General features: G+C 68.3%; 17 protein-coding genes and 1 pseudogene. 8 read left to right on the plus strand and 10 right to left on the minus strand.

Translation table 11 applies throughout. From position 1 onward, the window contains the following. Nucleotides 1–37: 37 nt before the first annotated feature. Genes ACN9M6_RS08450 through ACN9M6_RS08465 form a run of 4 tightly spaced genes read right to left on the minus strand, consistent with a single transcriptional unit; the run spans nt 38 to nt 5,274 of the window. Nucleotides 38–2,320: a multicopper oxidase family protein gene (locus tag ACN9M6_RS08450; RefSeq protein ID WP_419162491.1), complete on the minus strand. Its 2,283-nt coding sequence runs from the start codon at nt 2,318–2,320 to the stop codon at nt 38–40. Nucleotides 2,321–2,337: 17 nt separating this feature from the next. Continuing rightward, a complete protein-coding gene (msrB, locus tag ACN9M6_RS08455) occupies nt 2,338–2,739 on the minus strand; it encodes a peptide-methionine (R)-S-oxide reductase MsrB (protein ID WP_419162492.1) in 402 nt (133 codons plus the stop codon). Beyond that, nucleotides 2,736–4,274, minus strand: a complete 1,539-nt coding sequence (locus ACN9M6_RS08460; RefSeq protein WP_419162493.1) for an FG-GAP-like repeat-containing protein — start codon at nt 4,272–4,274, stop codon at nt 2,736–2,738. Before ACN9M6_RS08460 ends, msrB begins: the two co-directional genes overlap by 4 nt. A gap of 55 nt (nt 4,275–4,329) precedes the next feature. After that, nucleotides 4,330–5,274 (minus strand): sulfurtransferase, encoded by a 945-nt coding sequence (locus ACN9M6_RS08465; RefSeq protein ID WP_419162494.1) that lies wholly within the window; start codon nt 5,272–5,274, stop codon nt 4,330–4,332. A 56-nt stretch (nt 5,275–5,330) separates the two neighbouring features. Between ACN9M6_RS08465 and ACN9M6_RS08470 the strand changes: the two genes are divergently transcribed. From ACN9M6_RS08470 to ACN9M6_RS08485, 4 genes are all read left to right on the plus strand, one after another. Then, a complete protein-coding gene (locus tag ACN9M6_RS08470; RefSeq protein ID WP_419162495.1) occupies nt 5,331–6,626 on the plus strand; it encodes an acyltransferase domain-containing protein in 1,296 nt (431 codons plus the stop codon). 91 nt (nt 6,627–6,717) lie between these two features. Further along, nucleotides 6,718–8,409 (plus strand): sulfotransferase, encoded by a 1,692-nt coding sequence (locus tag ACN9M6_RS08475; RefSeq protein ID WP_419162496.1) that lies wholly within the window; start codon nt 6,718–6,720, stop codon nt 8,407–8,409. Continuing rightward, entirely contained in the window at nt 8,406–9,356 is a 951-nt protein-coding gene (locus ACN9M6_RS08480; RefSeq protein ID WP_419162497.1) for a sulfotransferase domain-containing protein, read from the plus strand. The genes ACN9M6_RS08475 and ACN9M6_RS08480 overlap by 4 nt, the downstream gene beginning before the upstream one ends. Beyond that, the gene (locus tag ACN9M6_RS08485) at nt 9,353–10,192 is read left to right on the plus strand and encodes a glycosyltransferase (RefSeq protein WP_419162498.1); all 840 of its coding nucleotides are present in this window, start codon (nt 9,353–9,355) and stop codon (nt 10,190–10,192) included. The genes ACN9M6_RS08480 and ACN9M6_RS08485 overlap by 4 nt, the downstream gene beginning before the upstream one ends. Here the strand turns inward: ACN9M6_RS08485 and ACN9M6_RS08490 are convergent. From ACN9M6_RS08490 to ACN9M6_RS08515, 6 genes and pseudogenes are all read right to left on the minus strand, one after another. After that, a complete protein-coding gene (locus ACN9M6_RS08490; protein WP_419162499.1) occupies nt 10,183–11,103 on the minus strand; it encodes a glycosyltransferase family 2 protein in 921 nt (306 codons plus the stop codon). The genes ACN9M6_RS08485 and ACN9M6_RS08490 overlap by 10 nt on opposite strands. 11 nt (nt 11,104–11,114) lie before the next feature. After that, the gene (locus ACN9M6_RS08495) at nt 11,115–11,426 is read right to left on the minus strand and encodes a hypothetical protein (protein WP_419162500.1); all 312 of its coding nucleotides are present in this window, start codon (nt 11,424–11,426) and stop codon (nt 11,115–11,117) included. Between the two features lie 199 nt (nt 11,427–11,625). Beyond that, entirely contained in the window at nt 11,626–14,475 is a 2,850-nt protein-coding gene (locus ACN9M6_RS08500) for a M14 family metallopeptidase (protein ID WP_419162501.1), read from the minus strand. A 66-nt stretch (nt 14,476–14,541) separates the two neighbouring features. Then, complete coding sequence (locus tag ACN9M6_RS08505) at nt 14,542–17,748, minus strand: VPS10 domain-containing protein (protein WP_419162502.1); 3,207 nt, start codon at nt 17,746–17,748, stop codon at nt 14,542–14,544. A gap of 234 nt (nt 17,749–17,982) precedes the next feature. Next, nucleotides 17,983–19,554 (minus strand): hypothetical protein, encoded by a 1,572-nt coding sequence (locus ACN9M6_RS08510; protein WP_419163774.1) that lies wholly within the window; start codon nt 19,552–19,554, stop codon nt 17,983–17,985. Nucleotides 19,555–20,545: 991 nt separating this feature from the next. Beyond that, nucleotides 20,546–21,244, minus strand: a pseudogene (locus tag ACN9M6_RS08515) (WD40/YVTN/BNR-like repeat-containing protein); the annotation flags it as partial. Between the two features lie 235 nt (nt 21,245–21,479). Here ACN9M6_RS08515 and ACN9M6_RS08520 point away from each other — a divergent pair. The 4 genes from ACN9M6_RS08520 to ACN9M6_RS08535 all read left to right on the plus strand — a co-directional run bounded on the left by ACN9M6_RS08520 (nt 21,480) and on the right by ACN9M6_RS08535 (nt 25,800). Continuing rightward, a complete protein-coding gene (locus tag ACN9M6_RS08520) occupies nt 21,480–22,988 on the plus strand; it encodes a M56 family metallopeptidase (protein WP_419162503.1) in 1,509 nt (502 codons plus the stop codon). Nucleotides 22,989–23,051: 63 nt separating this feature from the next. Beyond that, on the plus strand, nt 23,052–23,420 hold the full coding sequence (locus tag ACN9M6_RS08525) for a BlaI/MecI/CopY family transcriptional regulator (RefSeq protein WP_419162504.1): 369 nt from the start codon (nt 23,052–23,054) through the stop codon (nt 23,418–23,420). Next, nucleotides 23,417–24,904 carry a M56 family metallopeptidase gene (locus ACN9M6_RS08530; protein WP_419162505.1) on the plus strand — a complete coding sequence of 496 codons (1,488 nt, stop codon included), beginning with the start codon at nt 23,417–23,419 and terminating at the stop codon, nt 24,902–24,904. The genes ACN9M6_RS08525 and ACN9M6_RS08530 overlap by 4 nt, the downstream gene beginning before the upstream one ends. Before the next feature lie 137 nt (nt 24,905–25,041). Further along, complete coding sequence (locus tag ACN9M6_RS08535; protein ID WP_419162506.1) at nt 25,042–25,800, plus strand: creatininase family protein; 759 nt, start codon at nt 25,042–25,044, stop codon at nt 25,798–25,800. Nucleotides 25,801–25,844 lie beyond the last annotated feature (44 nt).

The following is a 25,844-nucleotide window of genomic DNA, read 5'->3' on the forward strand; positions in this document are numbered from 1 at the left end:
CGGAACTTCCTTTCGACGGCTATGAGCGGTCCGCCGGTCACGGTGGGGCGTCGGCAACATTCATCACCATCTTCATGCCCGACTCGAGGTGTTCCGCGATGTGGCAGTGGATCATCCAGCGGCCGGGATTCGACAGTTCCAGCAGGATGTCTGTCGTGGATGCGGCCGGCAACAGCACGGTGTCCTTCCAGACGAGGTTGGGGTTCGGTATTCCGTCCCGGGAAAGGACGAGGAAGCGCTGTCCATGGATGTGGAGCGGGTGCTGCATGGCGTGGAAGGCGCCCCGGTCGTTGACCACGCGGATCTTCACGACATCGCCGACGGTGAAGTTCCACTCGATCTCCTCGTTCACGCGTCCCGTGCTCGCCTCGCGCAGGACCCACCGGATCTCGCGGCCGGTCGAGGCCCAGTTCATGCGCGGCATGGTCCCGGTCCATTCGACCGGGTTGAAGTAGACCCAGTCGTAGGCCATGGACCGTTCGATGGCGAGCGGGAGATCCTCGGTCTCCAGCGTCATCACGAGTTCGTGGTCGGGCTCGGCGTCGAAGCGCGTCCGGTAGCGGTCGATGTCCGCGATCACGTCCGCGTGCTCGCGCAGCGTCTCGAACGCGGCCCCGTGGTCGTGGACCGCGGCCTGTGACGCGACCCTCACGGTGCCGAGCGTCCAGAATTCGGCGCGGAAGACGCCCTGCCGGTGGTTGATCCCCTGTACGTGGTTGACGAGCGCGTGCGTGCCGGGGCGGTCGAAGCGGACGTCGATCACGTAGCGCTCCGCCGGCGCGAGGACAACGCTCCGGGCCCACGCCTCGCGCTCGAAGCGGCCCACGTCGGAGGCCACGACCTTCATCGGAAGGCGATGGGGATCCTCGACGTCGGGGTCCGCGACGCGCTGGTCGGGATCGGGGATCCCGCCGCGTTCGAGGTCGACGAAGGAGAGGTTGAAGGTGCGCGTGTTGGAGGCGTTCGTGAGGTGGAAGCGGACGACCTCGCCCCGGTCGACGTTCAGTGCGTAGACCGGCTCGCCGTTCACCAGAGCCCGGTTCCCGAACCGGCCCATGAGCATGTAGTTCGCCGATTCCTCCCCGAAGTCGACGAGCCCGTTCTCGTCGAAGAGGATGTCGTCGATCATGAGCACCTCCTCGCGGTTCGCGGGGCCGTAGTAGTCGGCGCTCGCAGGGTCGACGAGGAGGTTTCCGTACAGCCCGAGTTCCTGCTGCACGTCCTCGCGGTGGTGCGGGTGATACCAGTAGACGCCGGCGTCCCGGAAGTAGATCCGGTACTGGAAGGACTCGCCGGGCTCGACGGGATCCTGGGTGAGCCCGGGGACGCCGTCGAACCGGTTCTCGAGCCGGATGCCGTGCCAGTGCACCGCCGTGGGGTACGGGGTCCGGTTGGTGAAGTTCACGAAGATGGTGGACTTCTCGGGCACCCGGATGAGCGGGCCGGGGTGCTGGCCGTTGAACGCGAGCATGGCGAGGCGCCGGCCTCCGATTTCGCGCCGCACCACGGTCGCCTCGAGGTCGAGCGTGCCGCCGCCGGGCAGATCGACGATCTGGCGCTCGGCCGCTTCGGGCAGGTTCTCCCAGGTGGGCAAGTTGGTCGCGCTTTCGAGGCTCGCGGGGCGCGCGCGGGGCTCGAGGTCCATCACGCCGGGGAGCATGGGGATGCCGGGGTAGCCGGGCGGTGCATCCCAGCGCGCCGGGGCCCGGTCGGCCGCGCGCCGCGTCGCCGAGGGCGCCAGGGCCAGGAGATCGTGCGCTTCCATCAGGGCGGAGGGCGAACGACCCCTGAGCACGAGCGGCCCCTCGCGCGTTTCGGCGTCGGCGGAGGCCTCTGCGCTGACCAGGACGAGGAACTTGTTGAACGCGACGCGCCCTAACCCGTGCTCGCCGTTCGCGACCGGGCCCAGCGGCACGACGGGTGCCAACTCGAGCGGCGTGGCCCACGCCATGTAGACCGTGTAGGGGCCGAGCGCGGAGGGCGGCGGGAGGCCTTCGATGTGCGCGGTCAACTCGCGGACGTGGTGGCCGGTCGGCGTGACCGTAACGCCGAACGGCGATGGAACGCGTCCGAGTTCAACGAGCCCCTGCGCGTCCCCCGCCCTGGCGGTCGAGAAGAGGCTGATGCAGTGCAGATCGGTCGCGGGCCGGCCGGTGGGCGGGCCGCCCTCGCCGGCGCCGCGAGTTTCCGCGGCCCGCGCTTCGCACGACCCGGTCGAGCCCGGCAACTGCCCCGCCACGCCGGCGGCCGTCGCGAGCCAGGCCACGACTGCGGCCACGAGCGCCGACAGGCGGACCTGCACGCGCACGTGCCCACGCACGTCCAGCGGGGTTCGCCTCAGTCGTCGTCCGGGATGAACCGGAGCGCGACCCCGTTGTTGCAGAACCGCTTGCCCGTGGGCTCCGGTCCGTCGTTGAAGACGTGGCCGTGGTGCCCCCCGCAGCCGCCGCAGTGGTACTCCGTGCGCGGCAGGATGAGCTTGAAGTCCCGTTTCGTCTCCAGCGTGCCGGGGATGCTCTCGAAGAAGCTGGGCCACCCCGTGCCGCTGTCGAACTTCATGTCGGTCGTGAACAGCGCTTCGCCGCAGGCCGCGCATACAAAGGTGCCGGGCCGCTTCTCGTCGTTCAGCGGACTTGTGCCCGCGCGCTCCGTCGCCTCCTCGAACAGCACCTTGTAGGCCGGCTCGGGCAGCTCCTGCCGCCATTCCTTCTTCGGCTTCATCTTCGACTTCGACGTCATCTTCCGGGGTTCTCCAGGATGAAGATCTTGTCGTCCGTCTCATCCACTCCGGTGAGATCGAGATCCCCGTCCAGATCCCGGTCGTGGATGACGACGCACGAACCGTTGCTGCCTGCGGGATACTTCCTGGGGTTCACGAGGGTTCCGTCCCCGGCGTTCTCGTGCACGGTGAAGCTGTTGCCCTCGAAGTCGCTCGTCACGACGTCGAGGTCTCCGTCGCCGTCGATGTCGCCCACATCGACCGCGAGCGGCGATGCTCCGGTCTCGTATTCCACGGGGTCGGCGAAGCCGCCCGCGCCGTCGCCGATCAGGACGGCCACGTTGTTGCCCTCGCGGTTCGCCGACATCACGTCGACGTTGCCGTCGCCGTCCACGTCGCCCGACACGATCATCCACGGCTTTCCGCCCGCCCGCACGCGCGAACCGAGTTCGAGGTTGCCGCGCCCGTCGCCCATGTAGACGAGCACCTCGTCCGTGAAGTATGCCCCGACGAGCAGATCGGGTCGTCCATCATTGTCGACATCGGCCGTCGCGCACGTCTTCTCGCCGCGGCCCGGCGAGGCGATCTCGGAGGCGCGCCTCAGATCGCCCGTCCCATCCGCGTTGTTGAGCAGCATGGCCACGTTACCCTTCGATGCGTCCGGACCTACGGACATGTTGACCGACGCCACGTCCGGCCAGCCGTCCTGGTCGAAGTCGCCGATGCACACGCCCCGCACGTTCTGCCCGGCGTTGACGTTGCTTCCCAGCTCGAACCAGCCGTTCCCGTCGGCCAGGAACACCGACACGAGATCGTTCCCGGCGTTGCCGACGACGAAGTCGGTGAGGCCGTCGCCGTTGAAGTCCGCTCCCTCGTTCGGGCTCGGCCAGCTTCCGCCCGGGATGTCGAGGACGCGGAACTCGTTGTAGTCGCCTTTGCCGTCGTTGAACATCACGCGGACATCCGCGGACACCTCGTTGGGGATCGCAATGTCGGGGTATCCGTCTCCGTTGAAGTCGCCGGCGTAGGCCCCATAGGGCTGGACGTGTTTCTCCCCGTCGTCGAGCACGATCCGCGCGCCGCGGTCGATCATGTCCAGCGAGCCGGCCTGGGGCCGGATCCAGAAGCTCCAGGCAAAACCCGTCTCCATCGCGTCACCGCCGACCAGCCTCTCTCCGGCGCGAAGCGAAGCGGTGACCGACTCACCGGCGTGGAAGGGCTCACCGGGATCCAAGCGGAGGCGCCGGCCATCGTCGGAGAGCTCCACGGAGCCCGTCATCACGCCGCTCCAGCGGCCGAACACCGACAACGCGGCGGGATCGAAGCGGGCGGGATCCAGCGCCTCGGTCAGCACCAGTTCGACCGGAGAATCCGGGCTGGCCTCGATCGAGTGCGGCGCCGGCGTCACCATCGAGACCACCGCCGCCGGACTCGGGGCGGCCGAGGCCGGCGGCGCCTCGGTCGCGCCCACCTGGCCGCGGTCCGAACTGCCGAAGGCCAGCACCGCGATCACAGCGATGAGGAGCGCGCCAAGTACTCCGGAGACGGTCTTCATGTCACAACCTCCAGCAAGACATCCAGCGAGAAAGCGGCAAGACAGCCTGTCAAATCTACCTGCGGTCACGGCCGGTGACGAGCGGGAGATCCTCCCTGCGGCCCCAGTCATTCCACGACGCATCGTAGAATTTCGCGTCGTAGCCCAGATACCTCGATATCATGTACGTGTAGCTCGCCCGCATGCCGATGAGGCAGTAGTTGACGACCACACCATCCATGGTGGCACCGCTTTCGTCGAAGCGCGCCTTGACCTCGGCCAGGTCCACCAGCGTGGAGATCTCCTCACCCGTGAGGTCCTGCCAGTAGAGGTTGTAGGCACCGGGGATGTGGCCGCCGCGAAGGAAGTCCCGCCCCGGGCGCTCCCCCGTGTATTCGTTGTCGGGCCGCGCGTCGATGAGCGTGACGCCGGGATCGTCGAGGCGCTCCTCGATCCACTCCGCCGTGACGAGCATGTCTTCTCGCACGTCGGCCTCGAAGCCCCCGCGCGTCGGGATGGCGGACTCGGCCGAGACTTCGCCGCCGGCCGCCTTCCACGCCGCCATCCCGCCATCGAGCACGGACGTGCGGTCGCCGTGCCCCAGGTAGTCGAGCGTCATGAACACGCGCGCCGAGACATGGCCCAGGTCGCCCACCACCACGACGTGCCGGTCGTTGGAGACACCGGCCGCCCGGAACGCCTCGACGAGATCCTCGACGGGCGCGAGTTCGGTGATGAGATCGTTCCGCTCCACGGCGATGTCGTGGTACTCGAGGAAGTGTGCGCCCTGCACGAACTCGGTAGTGGGGCCCATCCGGGCCATCCCGACGTGCAGTACGACGATGTCGGGGGCGTCCCTGTGCTCGGAGAGCCACTGGGCGCTGACCAGGATTTCGGGATTCTCCTGGGCTCCGGCTGGCGCCGACCTGGTTCCGGGCGCCAGCGTCCCGGCGAGGCATACGGCGACGAGGCACGCCGCGATGCGGAGGCGAGGGATCGCTCGACGAGTCGGTATGAACATGTAGTCCCCGTCAGATGGTAGGTAGTTGAACGTCCGAAGGTTGAGCATATTCCCGCATGGAACCGACGAGCAACGCCGCGGCGAGCGCAGGAGGGCCCGGGACCGCCTTCCTGTTCACGGGCCTCGGATCGCAATACGAAGGCATGGGCGAGGCATTGTTTGCGGCGGAACCCGTGTTCCGTGACACGCTGGAGCGATGTCACGACGTGCTCGCGCCCGACCTCTCCCCCGGGGTTCTCGACGTACTCTACGGGTCGCACGAAGATCGACGGCATGTTCACGATACCCTGTACAGCTGCCCCACCACCCTGGCCCTGCAATGTGCGTTGGCCCGCCTGTGGATGTCGTGGGGCGTTGTACCGGGACAGGTTCTCGGCCACAGCGTGGGAGAATACGCCGCTGCGGTCACCGCCGGTGTCTTCCGCATGGAGGATGGACTCCGGATGCTCTCGGAGCTGGGACGACTCCTCGCGGCGCTGCCCTTCGACGGCCGCATGCTCGCCGTGAAGGCGACCGAGGCACGAGTGGCCGAAACCCTGAGCGAGGCCGACCCCGGTGTATCCGTCGCAGCCGTCAACGCACCGGGCACCGTCGTGCTGGTCGGCGGTGCGACCGCCCTCGAGCGGATCGGGACGGAGTTCCGGAAGGCCGGCATTCGCGTGATTCCGCTCGAGGTGTCCCAGGCCACCCACTCGCCCAGGATCGCCCCGATACTCGCCGAGTATCGCGAGACGGTCCGTTCCGTGCGCTTCCACCCGCCCCGGATTCCGTACATCTCCGCCCTCACCGGCACCGCGATGGACGGGGAAATCCGCGAGCCGGAATACTGGCTGCGGCACGTATCCGAGCCCATTCAGTTCGTCACCGCGATGCGCGCGCTCCTGGCCCGGCAGCCACCGGGCTTCGTCGAGATCGGCCCGGGATCCACGCTCCTGCGCATGGGACAGCAGTGCGCCGTTAACGGAAAGATCGGGGCGGCCCCGTGGGTCCCCTCGATCACACCCGAAGCGGACGATTGCGAGACGATCGCGGCCTCCCGCGCCACCCTCTCGCGTCCCGCCCTCGGTCCTCCCCCGGCGCCCTCGACACCGCTCGACGGACTCGTTCGGAGCCGCGTGGCCGAACTGGCGGGACTGCAGGCGGAGAGCATCCATCCGGCGCGACCGCTGGCCGGGTTCGGGATGGATTCCCTGACGGCCCTCGACTTCATCTCGACGGTGGAACACGATACGGCTGTCAGGCTGCCGGTTCATTTGAGACCGTGGTCGCGGGGATCGACAGCCCGGCGCTCCCAGACCAGTCACACTTCTGTCCCGCGACGTTACCCGGCATGGCCAGCATGGTGGAGATGATCGAAAGAACGATGACCGACGCTGATTGTGGCACTCTTCTCATTCTGTACTCCTTTTCCTTGGGTTGACAGCGATTCCCGGAGCGGATCGGATGGGTGACAGGTACCCGTCGGCCAAACCGGAGTTCATGCTGCTCGCGTTTCGCCCCGCCCAGATGGAGTTCCGAAACCGCGAAGGGGACGCGGGGTTCTCTTTCGTTCTCCCGCGCCGCAGTCGGACGCCGGGGACGAGCGCCTTCGTGCGGGCGAAGGACGAGGAATCCAAGATCGAGTCCTGCCTCCGGTCGATTCTCCCCGTGTTCGACGAGATCCATGTGATCGACAACGGAAGCCGGGACGCGACGGCCGAGATCGTACGGCATGTGCGGGGGTCGAGTCCGGAGGGGGCGAAGATCCGCGTTCACTCCTATCCCTTCGCGGTGGGACGGTTCGGACCCGAGCACGCCGGGACTCCGGCCGATTCGCTGCATTCCCTCGTCTACTTCACGAACTGGGCGCTGTCGCGCTGCACGCGCCGCCATGTCTGCAAATGGGACGCGGACATGGTTCTCGCCGGGGAGCGGCGCGGGGCGCTCGCGGGGCTCGTCGCCGAACTCGACCGCGGCTGGCCCGCCGCCTGGTCCCTCGCGGGACAGACGGTGTATCGGGCGCTCGACTGGACGTTCCGTGAACCGCGGGGAGAGGTGAACCGGGAGGTGCGGATCTTCCCGCTCAGCTACGACGTCAGATTCCATTGGAGGGAACACTGGGAGGAGTTGATCCGCCCCCGCTGGCTGCGCACGCACCGCTTCGCACCGGCCTGCTTCCACGAACTCAAGTTCCTGGACGAGGAGGAGTTCGATCACTGGTCAACGACGGAGTTTCCCTCGCCCCGCAAGCGCCGGGAGTGGGCCAGCTTCGAGCGCCTGCGCGGGGGGCGGCCTCACGGGAGCGATCGGCGCCTGCCCACCACCTTCCTCGACGACCAGATCGGCGAGCCCGACGCGTCCCCGCGCGACGCGGGTCAGCCACCCGGGACGCCGCCTCGGCGGCGCGGGCTGTCCCGCGGGATGCCGCGCTTCGTCGGCATCGGCGCCACGCGGGCGGGCACGAGTTGGGTGGCCGCGCACCTCGCTACGCACTCCGACATCCGGATGGGCCGTAAGGAGATCCACTTCTTCGACCGCAAGCTCCGCGCGCCCGGCGCGACCGGCTCCGCGCGCGATCGGTACAACCAGCTGCGATATCTCGCCCGCTTCGTCCGCGCGCCGGGCGGAGGGAGAGTCCGCGGAGAGATCACGCCCGCCTACGCCATCCTTGAACCCGACGTGATCCGGCGCGTGGCCGAGTGGATGCCGGACGCGAAGCTCATCTTCATGATGCGCGACCCGGTCGAGCGAGCGTGGTCCCAGGCACGGAACGGCTTCCCGAGGTGGCGCGGGAAGCCCCTGGAAGAGGTAGGGCGCGACGAACTCACCGCCTATCTGGACAGCGACCCCGTCCGCCGGCGCAGCGACTACGCGCGCTGCCTGCGTGCGTGGCTGGCGAACTACCCGCGCGACCAGTTCTTCTTCGGTTTCCTGGACGAGATCCAGGGGCGCCCCGAGGCCCTGCTGCGCGACCTGCTCGGCTTCCTGGAGGTGGACCTCGCGGTGCCCGACCCCGCCTCGCTCGCGAGACCCGTGAACGCGTCCGCCCCCGTCCCTATGCCGGACTGGGTGCGCGACCACTTCGAGCGCACGTACGCGTTTGACGCGGACGAAGTCTCGGAACTGGTCGGGCGTCCGGTGCCGTGGGCGAAGTGAACCGGTCGCCGCGGCTCCCGCCCCCGAAGGCCCGCCGGGGCGCGCAACCGGCGCTGAAGCGGTGGTTCGGGCGAGCCAAGCGCCGGGTGGGGTACTACCGGCTGCGGGCCGCTCTCCAGAACCGGCTGGGGGAGCCTCGCTTCCTCCGCGCGCTCCGGCCCAGCGACGTGTTTCTGGTCGGCCACCCCAAGTCGGGAAACACCTGGCTCGCCTACATGCTCGCGGTATTCCTGACCGACGATCGGGAGCACGAGGTCACCCTCTACAACGTCGGGGACCATGTTCCGTTCGTGCACGGCCGCGACCACGAGATCGCCGCATGGGAGCACCTGCCGGATCCGCGGGTGTTCCGGAACGAGTATCCCCGGCACGCGCGGCGGTATCCCGGCACCGTGTATCTGGTGCGCGATCCGAGGGCGGTCCTCGTCTCCTTCTGGCACATGTACTTGACGATGTTCGGCGACCGCGACATCGCGCTGCCAGTGTTCGTCGACGGATACCTGACCGGAACCGCGCCCTTCGCCGCGTGGCACCGGCATCTCGAGCGCTGGGATCGGCAGGTCTCGGCGGCGCTGTGGCGCGCGGAAGGGAGTGATCGGATCCTCATCGCACGCTTCGAGGATTTTGTCGAGGACCGGGAGGCGGCGCTGCGGCGCGTAGCGGAGTTCATCGGCCGCGTTCCGGCCGGAAACGTTCCCGCGGGAACGTCTTCACCGAATTTCGAGGCGCGGCTGTCGAGGGCGGTGACGCGCGGGGCGTTCGAGTCGATGAAGGAAGTGGAGGACCGGCACGGTGCCGAGGCCTATATCGGGCGCGCGCGGGGCGAAGGGCGGTTCGTCCGCCGGGGACGGACGGACGGATGGAAGGAGGAGATGGATCCCGCGGTCGCATCCCGCATCGAGGCCGCGTTCGGCCCGGTCATGGAACGGGCGGGGTACACGGTGTGACCTCCCCCCCTGAGCCAGCCACGCGCACTGGGCCCGCGATCGCGGTCATCGTCTCCACCTACGAGTGCCCCGATGCCCTGGACGCGGTGCTGCAGAGTCTCGAGGACCAGACGTATCGGCGCTTTGCAGTCGTCGTGGCGGACGATGGTTCCGGCCCGGACACCCGCACCCTGGTCGCGCGGCGTGCGGAAGAGGTCGACTTCCCGCTGCACCATGTATGGCAGGAGGACCGCGGATATCGCCTGGCGGCCGTCCGGAACCGCGCCGCCGCCGCGACCGAACTGCCGTACCTGATCTTCCTGGACGGCGACTGCCTGGTGCGGCCCGACTACCTGCGGCGGCACGCGCGGCTCGCCGAACGGGGACGCTTCGTCCATGGAAGCCGGGTGCGCCTCGACCGCGAACTTTCGCGGCTCGCACTTCGGGGCGAGTTCCCGCTCCAGCGCTGGAGTTCGGCGCGGTGGCTCGTCGAGCGGCTGCGCGGGCGGGCGGACCGGTTCACCGCGCTGCTGCGCCTGCCGCTGGGGCCCCTGCGCCGGGTTTCGTCGCGCGCGTGGCGAGGCGTGAAGGGCTGTAACCTCGCCGTGTGGCGCACGGACTTCCTCGCGGTGAACGGGTTCGACGAGGGCTTCGAGGGCTGGGGCTTCGAGGACAACGATCTCGTCGTCCGCCTCATCCGGAACGGGGTCCGGCGCAAGGAGGGGCGCTACGCCGTGCCCGTCCTTCACCTGTGGCACGAGGAACGTCCGCCCGATCCCGCGAGCCGCGAACGGTTCGAGCGCCGCCTGCGTTCCGACGGCACCCGCCCCGAACAGGGCGTGGACCGCTACGACTGAGGGGAGCCGGCAGCAGGCATCGGTGCGGGACGCGGTCCCTTGTGGATGCCGTCGTCCGTCCAGTCGGGGCCGCGCGCGAGGCCCTCGAAGATCCGCAGCCACCGCGGCACGCCCCGCGTCTCGGCCCGCAGCCGCTCGTTCCGCGCTCGCGCGTCGGGATCGAGCCAGGGACGGGCGTGCTCGACGTGCACGCACACCGCCCGGTGCCGGGCCTGTATCGTGCGGATGCCGGCGTTGCGAAGGCGCTCGCCGAGTTCACGGTCCTCGACGGGATAGGTCATACGTTCGTCGAAACCATTCACGCGCAGGAGGTCCGCCTTCCAGGCCGACGCGTTGTGACCGTTCCATGTGGCGCGCGTCGTGGTCAGGCGATCGAGCCGGGCCGCCCGGCGCCGGGAGCGTGTAAGCTTAAGGCGGTCACGCTCCCGGACGATCGCCTGCCGCTCCCGGAGCCACGTCTCCTCGAACAACGTCCCCGTGAGCACAGCTTCCCTGTCGATCGCGGCCACCACGTCGCTGGCGAGGCGAACTCTCCCGCCGGAGACGAAGTGCCCTCGCTTCGCCAGCGCGGCGTGCGTCTCCACGAAATCGTCCCGCGGGATGCAGTCGCCATCGCTGAGGACAAGATAGCCGCCGCGCGCGGCCACAATCGCGCGGTTCAGGATCCGACACTTCCGAAACCCATGGTCCTCCTGCCACACGTGCGAAATCGAGAGGTCGGTGGACTCCCGCATGTACTCGATCCGGTCGCGCGTCTCCGGCCCCGAGCCGTCGTCCGCGATCACCACCTCGAAGTCGCGGCGAGTCTGGGTTGAGTAGCCCCGGAGAGTGAGTTCCAACTCGTCCGGCGCACTGTAGGTGCTGAGGATGACGGACAGGGCGCGGGGCGCGGGGGGGGAGCTGCCAGCCACTTCCGAATCGGCTAGTGCCGTGGCTCGCGCTCGCGCTCCCGGGCGCGCATCGATCCTTCGAACAGCCCCTCGAGCCGAGCCACGCGTTCGGTGAGCGTGGTCTCCAGCCGAGTCATCTGCCTCGTAAGCCCGGTGTCAAGCTCGGCCATCCGCGCAGTGAGATCGGTCTCGAGGAGATTCATCCTTCCCGTGAGGTTCGTCTCGAGACCATGCATGTCCCCGCGCAGCGTGCGCACTTCCACCCGGAGCACGCGTTGACCGGGCACGATGGCCGCAGCCAGGGCGATTGCGGCTGCAATGATGGCGATCAGTTCGCCGCTCATGTACGGGGCCTCACGGCGTAAGCCTGGGCGCCGGCCGGTCTCCGCGACCGGACGTGGTGACGAAGACAGTTCAACAGCACCCCCCTGCGTTGGACCTGAAAGGTAACGCCGTCGGGAGGCGGCGAGCGAACACGAATCGTTCGCTCCCGAGCCTCCCGGCGTGCGTCAACGGGGCGTCAACGTCCCTCCCGCAGCGGGCTTACGGCCGGTCGGGCTCCGCGTTCGAGAGGGCGATGGCGTTGAACAGGAGCTTGAAGGTGCCGTGCGGCTGCGCGCGGCGCGTGATGAGCGGGCCGAACAGGTACAGGTGCCCGTCGCCGACCTCGGCCTCCGCCATCGTCACGCCGCCCTGCAGGTACTCCTGGCCCCAGGCCCAGCCGCTGATCAGCGGCGCGTCGCTGTCGAACCACGCGAGCGGCGTCACCCCCATCGCGGCGGCGGCGCCGGAGTCCAGCGCCGAGGGGCTGAACACGGGGCTGTTGTTGAACGAGACCGCAAGTGGCGACGGGACCCCCGTCGCGACGAGCCGGGAGTTGTCCAACGACACCTCCAGGATCGACCCGGGCACGTAGTACTCCTCCCGACTCAGCGGCTGTCCGCCATTGACCAGATGGTCCTCGAGCGGGAGGCCGAGCGCCTTTCCGAGATCGGTCGAACCGCCGATGGTGACGATGGACCCGCCGTCCTCCAGGAACTTGACGAGCGCCGGCATCGTCGCCCCGGGCGAGACCCGGCCGAGGCGATCGCGGTACTCGGCGGGAATCGTCTCGGGATCCGGGGCCCCGAACCCGAACTGGCGCATCATCTCCTGTCGGACCGAATCGGGCACGCCGGCGAACACTTCCTCGAACTGCGAACCGATGGCGCCCTGCGGGAAGATGATGACGTCGAAGTCGTCGCTCAGGTTCCCCGCGTTGAGGCGCTGCGGGAAGACGAGTTCGTAGTCTGCGAACCCGTATTGCTCGAGGATCCAGCGGATCCAGCCCGAGGGCATCGAACCGCCGTACGTATCCCAGAGCGCGATCTGCGGCTCCCGCAGCCGCAGGGCGTCGGCATCCGGGTCCTCCGTCAGCCCGCGGAAATTGAGGCCCAGTTCGCCGGCAATCGACGCGACCTGGTCGGCGGTCCCGCCCCGGCTCTTGACGTAGAAGGTGCCGGCCGGGTGCGTCCTCCCCCCCTCGGTGAACGCGGAGGTGAGCCAGTAAACCTCGTGCCCCGAGGCCTGCAGCCGGTTGATCGCCGTGAACGCGTCGTTCACCTCGTGGCTGAACAGGAAGCCGGCCGCGCCCGCCGCGTCCGCGACGACGCCCGGCATCGGGCTCGCGTTCCACTCCTCGATCTCCTCGAACGGCCCGTCGAAGCCCTCCAGGATGCGGTCGAAATCGACGCCCATCTGGATCGCAAGCGACCAGCCCGCGTTGTCGTACGGCGGGGTCGGGGGTGCCCCCGGATAGAGGAAGTCGTTCGGGTGGTCCTGCGGCTCGAACATGTCGAGGAGGTGCGGCCGGAAGGCCTGCGCCGCGCGCACGACGTAGGAACCGGCCGGATAGTGCGTCCCCCCCACCGAGAAGTCCGAAGTCGCCCGCTCCACCATGACCCCGGTCTCGAGCAGCGAGTTGACGAACTTCGTCGCCGTGGGGAAATCTGCCTGGTCCGAGGGGAGGATGTATCCGCGCGGGTCGCGCAGGTCGGGGTTGAAGAGCTTGTCATAGTCGGCGCGCGTGCCGCGGCTGCCGCCGAAGCCCCCCACGTTGCGGGCGAAGTCCGTCTCGCCCTGCCCGGCCCGCATTTCGTTGCGGAGCCAGTCGACGCGCTTGGGCTGGATCGTCCAGCTGTCCTTGCTCCCGCGGTCGATCGAGTTCATCCCCATGCGCCAGATGCGGTACAGGAAGGTCTCCCGGTAGCGCGAAGCGAGGTCGAGCACCGCCTTGTTCGCGGTCACCGAGTAGTCGATCGACTGCCGGAAGTGCCACGGCTGCGGCGCGATCGGCGCGGGCAGATTGTCGTTGGGCAGCACCCGCTCGAGGATCAGCGGGATCTCCATGGGGGTCGGGTTCCCGATCGTTTCCGTGAGAAGCCCGATCATGTTGTGGAAGTACGGCATCGTGCGCAGGCCGCCGTTCCACCAGGTCGAGTAGTTCGCCCCGCGCCGTCGCGTCGCTCCAGGCTTGTCCTCCGCCGTGAAGCGCGAGTGCATCGCCGCCCCCACGAGGTCGATCCCGGTGATCACCATGGGGTCGATGTTGTAGTTGAAGGGATCCCTGAACGGCGGGGCGAAGAGGACGGTCCCCGTCGGCCCCGTCTGGTGGTGGTTGTAGACGATCTGGGGATACCACGTCCGGTACATCTGCCGGTTCATGTTCTCGGATTCCGGCTGGAAGGACGCGTAGAAGTCGCGGTTGTTGTCGTGTCCCACATACTTCTGGTACAGGACGGGGATCCCGCGCGTGGAGCGCTCGGTTTTCTCTTCGATTCGCGTATACCAGTTCGAGACGAGGTCCATCCCGTCCGGGTTCGCATGGACGAAGAGGATGATGACGTCGTCGAGGATCCGCATCGTCTCGTCGTCCGTCCCGCTCACGAACTGCCACAGCGTCTCCATCAACTGCTGCGCGCCCAGGACCTCCGTCGCGTGGAGGCCGCCGTCGATCCACACGACCGCCTTTCCGCGCTTCGCGAGGTCCCGCGCCTCGTCCTCGGACACCCCGTTCGCACGAGCGAGCCGGGCGGATATCTCCCGGTACTCGTCGAGGTTCGCGTGGTTCTCGGGGGAGGTGACGATGGCCATGAGCTGGTCGCGGCTCTCAGCCGTCTTACCGATCGACTGCAGCGTCATGCGCGGCGATTCGGCGGCCAGCGTCTCCCAGTAGCGAGTCAGATCGCCGTAGTCCGGGAGTTCGTAGTCGGCGCCGACCCGGTGCCCGAAGAAGGCCTCGGGTGTCGTCAGTTCCTGGGCGAGGGCGGACTGGGCCGCCACGAGCGCAAGTACCATCGCGATGGCCGGCAGCGCGCGGCGGGCCAGGATCCTGGAGGGGGCGAGAAACGACATGTTCGGACTCTCCTTATGTCTTACCGCATGGTACCGCGGGCTGACTGCGTGACGAGTTTCGGCGCATTATGGCGACGGGGCGGTCGGAAGCCCAAGCCCCCGGGCCGCCGCGGACCTTCCACGCATCGGCCGAACCGGCATCTTGATCGGAGCGCCGAGGTCGGGGCGGACCGCCTCCGCCCCCAGCGCCGCGTAGAGCGCCGGCATCCGGTCCTCGATGAGGATGTTGAGCCGGTCGATGGCGCCCGGCAGCGCCCCCCCGCCGCGCTCGATCTGATACAGCATGTCGGCTGTCGGCGCCGTGTGGTATCCGGAGAGCGAGCCGGATACGTCCGCGCCCGTGTGGGCACGCTCGAGTGCCTCGCCGATCGCGTCCAGCTCCTCGCCGATCGCCTCGACTTCGGCCATCAACCACTCCGCCGCGTCATGGCCCTCGATCCAGGCTCCGATGTCGGACAGGTGCCCCCGCAGCCGGGCCGCCGCCTGCAGACCCTCGTTCGTCGGTTTCGCCAGTTCATAGGCGCGCATGAGCGCTTCCTGCCGCGCGGTCAGCTCGTCCCAACCGATGTTGAGGCGCGGATCGAGCCGCACGGTGACGGACGTCTCGAGCGTGTGGCCCGCCGCCTCGAGCCGGGCCGTATACGTTCCGGGCAGTACCCTGGGAGCCGTAGCGGCGGCGCGGTAGAAATCCCCGCCTCCCAACGTGGGCGGCACCGGCTCGAGGCGCAGATCCCACATCACCTCGTGCAGACCGTGCGTCCCGCCCCCCTCGAGGGTGCGGAGCACCTCGCCGTCCCCGTTCAGGATCGTGACCGTCGTGCTCTCCGGCGCCTCGGGAAGGTCACTCCCCAGCCAGTAGCGGATGCGTGCGCCCGGCGGTGGGTTCTCGGCCTCGAAGATGCCGGGCGTGAAGCTCTGCGGCGCGTAGGAATTATAGGCCACAGCCGCCTGGGTCGAGAAGAGGTGTGCGTCGGAGGCGAGCACCGCCCGGCTCATCTCTTCCAGCGGCGTGATGTCCTCCATGATCCAGATCCCGCGTCCGTGCGTGCCGACGACGAGGTCGTTCTCGCGCGCCTGGATCTTGATGTCGTCCACTGGCGCGGGCGGCATGTTCCGCCGCAGCGGGTGCCACGAGTTGCCCGCGTCGATCGAGAAGTAGGTCCCGATCTCGTTGCCGGCGAAGAGGAGGTTCGCCGCCCGCAGGTGTTGCTGCAGAGCATTCAGCGACCACCCGTCCGGCAGCCCGTTCGTGATCGCCCTCCACGATTCGCCGAAGTCGTTCGAGACGTACACATACGGAGCCATGTCGTCATCGCGGTGGTTGTCCCCCGCCACCCACACGGTGCCGGCATCGGCGTGCGAGGCGACGATGCGCGTCATGTACAACTGGTCGGGCGCGCCCGGCATGTTCGGCGCTGTGTTCGTCCACGTCGCGCCGCCATCGCGCGTCACCTGAAGGTTCCCATCGTCGGTGCCCACGTAGACGACCATCGGGTCGAGCGGTGACTCCTCGATCGAGATCAGGCTCCCGAAGCTGGTCGTGCCGTCGTTGGCCGACATCATCGGTTCGGAGCCGAGGACGCCCATGATCTCGAGCGTCTCGCGATCGATGTTCTTCGTGAGGTCGGGCGAGATCTGCTCCCAGGTCTGCCCGTAGTCGGTAGACCTGAAGAGGATGTTCCCGCCGATGTAGACCGTCGACGGACGGCTCGGCGACACTTCGATCGGCGCGTTCCAGTTCCAGCGATAGTCGGGCGGATTTTCCGCATCTTCTTCCGGGCGTCCCAGGGGTCGTATCCACAGACGCTCGCCCGTCTTCAAGTTCGTCCGCATCAGCCTCCCGTCCTCGGCCTCAACGAGCATCGTCTCGCCATCGGGGTGGAGGACCGTGAAGTAGCCATCGCTCATCCCCACGTTGTACCAGTCGCGCGGCCGGATTCCGTGGTCCGACCACGTCTCCGACGGGGCACACCACGAGCCGTTGTCCTGCAGGCCGCCGCACACGTGGTACGGCTCGCGGTCGTCGATGTCGATCTCGTAGAACTGCGCGAGCGGCAGGTTGCGGAGTTGGCGCCAGGTGCCCGAGCGGTTCCAACTGATCGAGACGCCCCCATCACCACCCAGAATGAGGTGGTCGGAGTTCGCCGGGTTGATCCACAGCGCGTGGTGGTCGGGGTGGACGTCCGAGGCCGCGTCGGGCGTGAAGTGGTTCCCCCCATCGGAGGACCGGTACAGGTCACGTCCACCGAGATAGACGCGCTCGGGGTCGTTGGGGTCGATGCGGATCTGGCTGTAGTACATGGGACGGTTGTTGGTCGTACTGACCTGCGTCCACGTCTCGCCGCGGTCGGTCGACTTGTATACCCCCGTCAGGCGGTTCGCGTCTTCGTCCTCCGGCCCGCCAACCTGTCCGGGAGCCCGCTTGTCGGCCTCGACGATCGCCATCAAGAGGTTGCCGTCGCGCCGGTAGATGTCGATCCCGATGCGGCCGAGGCCACCCTCCGGCAAGCCGTCGGCAAGCCGCGTCCAGGTGTCACCGCCGTCCGTGGTCCGGTAGAGGCCGCTGCCGGGCCCGCCGCCGTTGAACCCCCACACCTTGCGCTGTCGCTGGTACATGGCAGCGAACAGCGTTTTCGGATCGGCCGGATCCATGGCCAGATCGATCGCCCCCGTATGCTCATCGACGTAGAGCACCAACTGCCACGTCCGGCCCCCGTCCATCGTCCGGTACACGCCGCGCTCGGAGTTCGAGCCCCACAGGTGGCCCATGGCGGCGACGTAGGCCATGTCCGGGTTCCCGGGGTCGACCTGAATGCGCGAGATGTGGTGCGTATTGTCGAGGCCCAGGTGCGTCCAGGTGCGGCCGGCGTCCGTCGAGCGGAACACACCCATCCCCCAGGGGGAACTCTGCCGGTTCTGCGGCTCGCCCGACCCCACCCACACGACGTTCGGGTTGGAGGGGGCCACGGTCACATCCCCGATCGACAGCATCGGCTGGTCGTCGAAGACGGGCTCGAAGGTCGTCCCGTGGTCGGTCGTCTTCCACAGGCCGCCCGTCGCCACACCGACGTAGAAGGTGGACGGATCGGACTCGACGACCGCGATGTCCGCGATCCGGCCGCCCATGATCGTCGGGCCGATCTCACGCCATTCGAGCGCGGCGACGGCCGCCGCCATATCGGAGTCCTGGGCCAGTGCGGTACATGGCCCGGCGATGACTGCCAGCAGCGGGACGAACGACAGCGAAACCGCGAGCGTTGAGCGCGTACGCATCTCGATGACCTCACTTGGACGGGGGTCCCGCGGGGAGAGAGCGGCGCGGGCGAAGGACCCGACACGGCCACCCCACCCGACGACGATACGACTGATTGACAGTAGAGCCCCGGAACGGAATCTGAAACGGGGCGCCGGCCGGAAGCGACACCGCCCGCCGCGTGGCCCGAATCTCCGGGCTCGCGGCGGGCGGTCGTTACTGAAGCCCTGACAGCTTCCGGCTGGAGCGGACCGTCAGCGCATGGGCGGAACCGGTACCTCGACGGGATCTCCGAGGTCAGGGCGGACTCCCGCCGCCTGCAGCGCCGCGTAGAGCGCCGGCATCCGGTCCTCGATCATGTCGTTGAGACGACCGATCGCGCCGGGCAGCACATCCCACCCCCGTTCGAGCTGCCACAGCATGTCCGCGGTCGGCGCGGTATGGTATCCGGACAGACCGCCGGACACTCCCGCGCCCGACCGGGCGCTGTCGAGTTCCTCTCCGATCGCGTCCAGCTCCTCGCCCACTGCCTCCACCTCCGCCGTCAGCGACTCGGATACGTCGTGGCCCTCGAGTTGATCCTCGATGGCCGACAGATGATCGCGGAGCTGGTTCAACGACTGCAGCCCCTCGTTCGTCGGCTTCGCCAGCGCGTAGGCGCTCATGACGGCCTCCTGCCGCGCCATGAGATCGCTCCGGCTGATGTTCACCCGCGGGTCGAGCCGCACCGTGACGGACGTTTCCTCAGTCTGCCCTGCCGCCTCCAGCCGGGCCGTGTACGTCCCCGGGAGGACCTTGGGTGCAGCGGCGCCGGCGCGGAAGAAGTTGCCGCCGCCCGGCGCAGCCGGCGGAGGCTCGTAGCGCAGATCCCAGATGACCTCGTTGAGGCCGCGGTCGCCGCCGCCCTCGAGTTCCCGGATCACGGAGCCGTCCGAGTCGAGGATCGTGATCGTGGCGTTCCCGGCCATGGCGGCACCGGCGTCGTCGGACGAGCCGCCGCTGGCCGACGGACCACCCGAACCGGCCACCCGGCCCATCATGTTCGACTCATCGTCGTCGGCCATCGGAGCGTCCGGCAGGTCGCTGCCCAGCCAATAACGGATCCGGGCGCCCTGTGGCGGGTTGTCCACCTCGAAGGTCCCCGGCGTCCAGCCCTGCGGCGTGTACGGGTTGTAGGCGACCGCCGACTGGGTCGAGAACAGGTGCACCTCGGAGGCGAGCACCGCCTGGCTCAGCTCTTCGAGCGGGGTGACGTCCTCCATGATCCAGATCCCGCGCCCGTGCGTGCCGATGACGAGGTCGTTCTCGCGCTCCTGGATCTTGATGTCGTCCACCGGCACCGGCGGCATGTTCTGGCGCAGCGGGTGCCACGAGTTCCCGGCGTCGACCGAGAAGTAGGTCCCGATCTCGTTGCCGGCGAAGAGGAGGTTGGCCGCGCGCGGGTGCTGCTGGAGCGCGTTCATCGACCATCCGTCCGGGATCCCGTCCGTGATCGCCCGCCACGACTCCCCGAAGTCGTTCGAGACGTACAGGTACGGCGCCATGTCGTCGTTGCGGTGGTTGTCGCCCGCCACCCACACGGTCCCGGCGTCGGCGTGCGAGGCGACGATCCGGGTCATGTACAGCTGGTCCGGCACGCCCGGCATGTTCAGCGCCGCGTTCGTCCACGTGGCCCCGCCGTCCCGGGTGACCTGGAGGTTCCCGTCGTCCGTACCCGCGTAGACCACCATCGGGTCGAGCGGCGATTCCTCGATCGAGATCATGTTGCCGAAGGTCGACGTCCCGTCGTTCGCCGACATCATCGGTTCGGAGCCGAGGACGCCCATGATCTCGAGCGTCTGCCGGTCGATGTCCTTTCGTCAGGTCGGGGGAGATCTGCTCCCACGTCTGCCCGTAGTCCGTCGATTTGAACACCACGTTGCCGCCGTAGTAGACCGTATTCGGGTCGCTCGGCGAGACCTCGACCGGCGTGTCCCAGTTCCAGCGGTAATCGGGCGGATCCTCTTCATCCTCTCCGGGGCGTCCCAGCGGGCGCATCCGCAGGCGCTCGCCCGTCTTCAGGTTCGTCCGCATGAGGTTCCCGTTCTGTGACTCCGCAAGCATCGTCTCGCCGTCGGGGTGGAGGACGGTGAAGTAGCCGTCGCCGCTCCCCACGTTGTACCAGTCGCGCGGCCGGATCCCCTGATTGGACCAGGTGTCCGAGGGGCCGCACCACGAGCCGTTGTCCTGCAGACCGCCGCACACGTGGTACGGGTCGCGGTTGTCGACCCCGATCTCATAGAACTGCGCCAGCGGGAGATTGCGGAGCTGGCGCCAGCTGTCGGAGCGATCCCAGCTGACCGAGACGCCCCCGTCACCGCCCAGGATCAGGTGGTCGGAGTTCGAAGGATCGATCCACAGCGCGTGGTGATCGGAGTGGACCTCCGAGGACGCGTCCGGCGTGAAGTTGTTCCCGCCGTCGGAGGAGCGGTACAGGTTCCCGCCGCCCAGGTAGACCCGCTCCGGATCGTTCGGATCGATGCGGATCTGGCTGTAGTACATGGGACGGTTGTTGGTCGTGCTGGTCTGCACCCACGTCTCGCCGCGGTCGGTCGACTTGTAGGTCCCCGTCTTGCGGTCGGGGTCTCCGGGACCCTGCGGACCGCCGCCCTGCCCCGGGGCGCGCGCGTCGGCTTCGACGATCGCCATGACGACGTTCCCGTCGCGGCGGTAGATGTCGAGCCCGATGCGGCCAAGGTCACCCTCCGGCAGGCCACCGGCGAGCTTCGTCCAGTTTTCTCCGCCGTCCATCGTCCGGTAGATGCCGCTGCCCGGCCCGCCGCCGTTGAAGCCCCACAGCGTGCGCTGCCGCTGGTACATGGCCGCGAACAGCGTCATCGGATCGGCTGGATCCATGGCGAGGTCGATCGCCCCCGTGTGCTCGTCGACGTGCAGGACCAACTCCCACGTCTCGCCGCCGTCCATCGTCCGGTACACGCCGCGCTCGGGGTTCGAGCCCCACAGCCGGCCCATCGCGGCCACGTACGCCACGTCCGGATTCCGCGGGTGCACCTGGATGCGGGAGATGTGGTTCGTCGCCTCGAGTCCGAGATGGGTCCAGGTCCGGCCGGCGTCCGTCGACCGGAACACGCCCATCCCCCATGGCGAGGACTGCCGGTTCTGCGGCTCTCCCGACCCGACCCACACGACGTTCGGATTCGAGGGGGCGAGGGTTATGTCCCCGACCGACAGCATTGGCTGCTCGTCGAACATCGACTCGAAGGTCGACCCGCCGTTGATCGTCTTCCACACGCCGCCCGTCGCCACGCCGACGTAGAAGATGGACGGATCGGACTCGACGGCCGCGATGTCCGCAATGCGGCCGCCCATGATGGTGGGGCCGATCTCGCGCCACTCGAGCGCGGCGACGGCCGCCGCCATGTCGCCATCCTGGGCGAGCGCGGGGAGGGGTGTGGCGATGAGGGCGATCACCGCCGCGAGCGACAGACTTCCTGGGAGCCCTGAGCGCGTACGCATCTTGATTACCTCGTGTGGCAGGGGGTTCCGCGGGAGGGAGGCCCGGGCGAAGGAACCGGCACCGGCCACCCCACCCAACGACCATTACAACCGATATACAGTAGGCAAACCGACCGAAATCTGAAACTGCAGCTCGCGCGAATCGGGCTTGGAGCATGGCCGGAGTTGCTGTTTACGACATCACGTCGTAAAGTTACGACATGTCGTCGGTAGCGTGGTCAACGTGGAGCGAGAGATGACGGACCTGATCCTCCAGATTGGGGCCAGCAAGCTGGTGCTGTCCGTCGGCCTTGCCGGAGTCGCGTGGATCGTGCAGCGCCGCCTCGGCTGGCCGTCTTTGGCCCACGGGCTGTGGTTGCTGCCACTCGCAGCCCTGCTCGTGCCTCCGCTCGTCTCGATTCCAATCTGGGCGGGGGAGGCCGATCCCGTCGCCCCCGTCGCGGCCGTGGGCTTGTCGGGGGCGGACCCGACGCCATTGGCGGGGGTCATCCTTGTCGGCTGGCTCAAGAGTCACGGCAAGGAGGGGCTCGTCTGGCTCTGGCTGCTGGGCACCGCTTCCGTCCTCGGCTGGACGCTCGTTCGCACGCTGCGTTTCCACCGTTCGCTCCTGAGAGCGTCGAAGGTCGCGCCGCCCTCGGTCCAGCGCACCGCGCAGAAGATCGCCCGCAACCTCGGACTGGGCGCGGTCCCAACGGTTTACGCCACACCGGCGCAAGTGTCCCCCGTGGTGTGGTGGGCCGGAGGGAAGGCCCGGATCCTCCTTCCCTCGCCCTTGCTGCCCGCGATGGATGGGGTCGAACTGCGCTGCATCCTGGCGCATGAACTCGCCCACGTCCAGCGGCGCGATCACGTCGTCCGCTGGCTCGAGTGGCTGGCGTGCGCCGCCTTCTGGTGGAACCCCGTCGCCTGGTGGGCCCGGCGAAGGTTGCGGGCGTCGGAGGAGTTGTGCTGTGACGCGCTGGCCGTGGCCACGATCGACGGCGAACCACGGATGTACGCCGGGGCCCTGCTCCGGGTGATCGACTTCATGTCCACGACCCCGGCCCCGGGACCGCTGACCTTCGCGAGTACGGTCGATCGCTGCGGCCGCGCGTCGCAGCTGGAAAGGAGACTTCGCGTGATCATGACGAACAGGAGACCGCCGGAGACGCCGCGATGGCTGTGCATCACCCTGCGGTGCGGCGCCGTCTGCCTGCTGGCGGGCGGCCTGACCTACTGCACCGATCAATCGAACGTGACCTCCGTCGACCCCGCGCTGGCACCGCCGGCACAGGACAGCGTCAGGTTCCGCGATAGCGACGGAGCTCGCCGAGAGACGACGTCGGCGGTCGTGTTCGACGGCGATTCGCTGTTCTTGGACGGTGAGTGGAACCGCGAGGTGGAGACAATGCGCGAGCTCGCCGCACACATGGAGCCGGTTCCGCTCCACGAGACCGTCGAGGCCCTTGGAACCTCCCTGTCCCGGCTTCAGTCGACGCTACAGGAGTTGGACCTCGCCGCGCTTGGGCTTGGGTCGGAGTTGTCGGAGGCCGCCGACCCCCTTTCGGTGGAGGCGGCAGGAGCCGCACTGGCTCGTCACCTTGGGGCAGGCAAGTTCGCGATCAACTGGGCAAGCCGAAAGATGTACCTCGAATTCGAATGCGCACTTGATGAAGGCGGAAGTTTCTCGGAGGAAGAAGTCACTTCCGGCCCAGTGTCGTGTGAGACAGTGGACGCCGAGGAGCGAAAGCGTACGCCGAGGTAATAACGCCGCGCGGGGACCCGGCACCGACCCCGTCGCCGCAAACGACCGAGAAAAGGGTTTCACATGACGCTACCGAGACTGGCCAACGCCGAACTCGCGGTGATGGGGCGGCTCTGGGCGGAGGGGCGCCTCACGGCCCGCCGGCTACGGGAGCAACTCTACCCGGACACGACGAGGTCCGCGCACGGGACCATCCAGCGCCTCCTGCAGCGGCTGGAGGACAAGGGACTCGTCCACCGGGACGGCAGTCTCGGGACTCAGCTCTTCTCCGCGCGGATCAGCCGGGAGGAGTACGCTTCCGGGCGGCTCGAGGCGCTGGCCGACCGGATTACGGGAGGCTCGCTGGTCCCCATGATCACGCAGTTGATCGAAGACCGGAAACTCGCCCCCGAGGAGATCGAGCGTCTGCGGAGGATCCTGGAGGAGGGATGACGGATCTGATCCTACAGATCGGAGCCAGCAAACTGGCGCTCTCCGTCGTCCTGGCGGGGGCAGCGTGGGCCGCGCAGCGCCGTGTGGGCCGGCCCGCTCTGTCCCATGCGCTCTGGCTCCTGACGCTGGCCGCGCTGGTCGTCCCGCCGCTCGTTTCGATCCCGGTCTTGGCCCCGGAGGCCACGGCCGTGGCTCCATCAGCGGCTGACGTGTTCGCGACTGTGGTTCGGACGCCGTCGCGCGGAGCGCTCCTCGCGGGCTGGCTGGCCACCCATGGGAAGGCGGCGGTCGTCTGGATCTGGCTTCTGGGTGCTGCGGGCGCCCTCGCCTGGACGCTCGTGCGTACCCTGCGTTTTCAGCGTCGGCTGACCTCGGCTTCCCAGATCGCTCCGCCTGAAATCCAGCGGTTGGCAGGCGAGATCGGCTCATCGCTCGGCCTTCGTAGCACACCCACAATCCACACGACGCGAGCGGACCTGTCTCCGATGGTGTGGTGGGCCGGGGGCCGCGTGCGCGTCGTCATCCCCTCGACGCTGCTCACTCAGCTCCCGCATACCGAACTCCGCTGCATCCTGGCGCACGAACTCGCTCACGTTCGGCGACACGATCACCGGGTGCGCTGGCTGGAATGGCTGGCGTGCACCGTGTTCTGGTGGAACCCGCTGGCCTGGTGGGCGCGCCGAAGGCTGCGGACAGCCGAGGAGTTGTGCTGCGACGCGGTGGCGGCGGTTTCCGTCAAGGTTGAACCCCGGGCATACGCCGGTTCGCTGCTGCGAGCGATCGACCTCATGTCCGAACTCCCCGCACCTCGGCCGCCGGCCTTCGCCAGTACGGCACACGCTCGGCGTCCTGGCGTGGATCTTGAAGAGAGGCTCCGGATGATCATGAAGAAGGAACCGTCGTCGGCCCCGCGTTGGCTTCGCAGCTTGCTGAAGTGCGGTGCACCGTGCCTGCTCGCCGTGGGCCTGGTCTACTGCACCGACCGGTCGGACTCGGTATTCCCCGACGCCGCGATGACCCCGCTCGCGGCAGTCCTCACGTCCCACATCGATTCGCTGGCCGCGGATGGCCAACTCACGAGAGATGCGGCCGAGTCCTTCAGCAGGGCATTCGTGCCTCGCCTTGCCGAGTTGGGCGCGTCGGTCGATGTCGCTGTTCCCCGGGAGTTCGACATCCGCATCCGGATCTCGGGCGGGGATCACGAGCGGCGGTTCAAGGCTGCATCCGGGAACCTCATCGGTCTGAGAAAGGCGCTCGCTCTGGCGAACGGCCTGGATCCTCAAGAGCTGTTTGTCGTCAAGGACGGTGCTCTCGGTGGGCGGACTGTGTACGTCCGGGGATTCACGATGGACGCCAGGTTGTTTGCGGGCGGACCGGACGAATGTGCGGTGGAACTCCAGGATGGGGCGGGCGGGAGTCGCGTTTCCTGCGAGACCTGGCGCGAGGTGAGAATCCCGGAGCTTGAGATGCTGCGGTCGAAGTAGCGGCCGGATCGCGCACCGGGCGAGCCTCATCGTCAGGGTAGCGCCCTGGCTCGAGCCGCCGGATCTTCGGCTGGCAGCAAGTCGCGGGACCGGGGGATCCCTCGGCCTTCCAGCCCCAGCGATCCGGAGCGCCACCCATGTCTGCGGAAATACGGATGGAGCGGATGACCTCGCCCGAGATCGGCGCGGCGATCGAGGCCGGGGTCACCACCGTCGTCGTCGCGGCCGGGGCGGTGGAGCAGCACGGGCCGCACCTGCCCCTCTTCATGGATGCCGAGCACGGGGACCGGCTCGCGGTCGAGATCGCCCGGCGGCTCGAGCGCGCGCTCGTCGCCCCCACGATCCGGGTCGGCTGGTCCGCGCACCACATGGCGTTCTCCGGTACCGTTTCGCTCGAGAAGGATACCTTCCTCGCCGTGTGCCGCGACTACTGCGTGAGCCTGGCGCACCACGGATTCCGGCGCGTCTGCTTCGTCCCCTCGCACGGGGGCAACTTCGCCCCTCTCGCCGAGGCGCGGGAGGCGTTCAACGAAGCGGCGGGTCCCGACTGTTCCGTGGACGTGTATTCGGACCTCATCGAGGTCATCGGAACCTGGCGGGAGATCGCCGAGGCGGAGGCGGGGCTCGGGGCCCGCGTGGGGGGACACGCCGACATCGCCGAGACGTCGATCATGATGGCCATGCACGAGGGTCTCGTGCGGGAGGAACTGGCTGCTTGCGGGCAACTCACGACACCCGCGGAGGAGCCCGAACTCATCCGCCGCGTGCTCAGCGAGGGGTTCAGGAGCGTGACGCCGACCGGCATCCTCGGAGATGCGAGGGGCGCGACGGCGGGACTCGGCGAAAAGATGATCACGGCGCTGGCGGACCGGATCGCCGCGCATTTCGCGGGCTAGTCCCGCTTCGGGCTCGGCCGCGGGTCAACGACTTGAAGATGGAG

The sequence above is a fragment of the Candidatus Palauibacter sp. genome (assembly GCF_965197445.1).
Taxonomy (GTDB): domain Bacteria; phylum Gemmatimonadota; class Gemmatimonadetes; order Palauibacterales; family Palauibacteraceae; genus Palauibacter.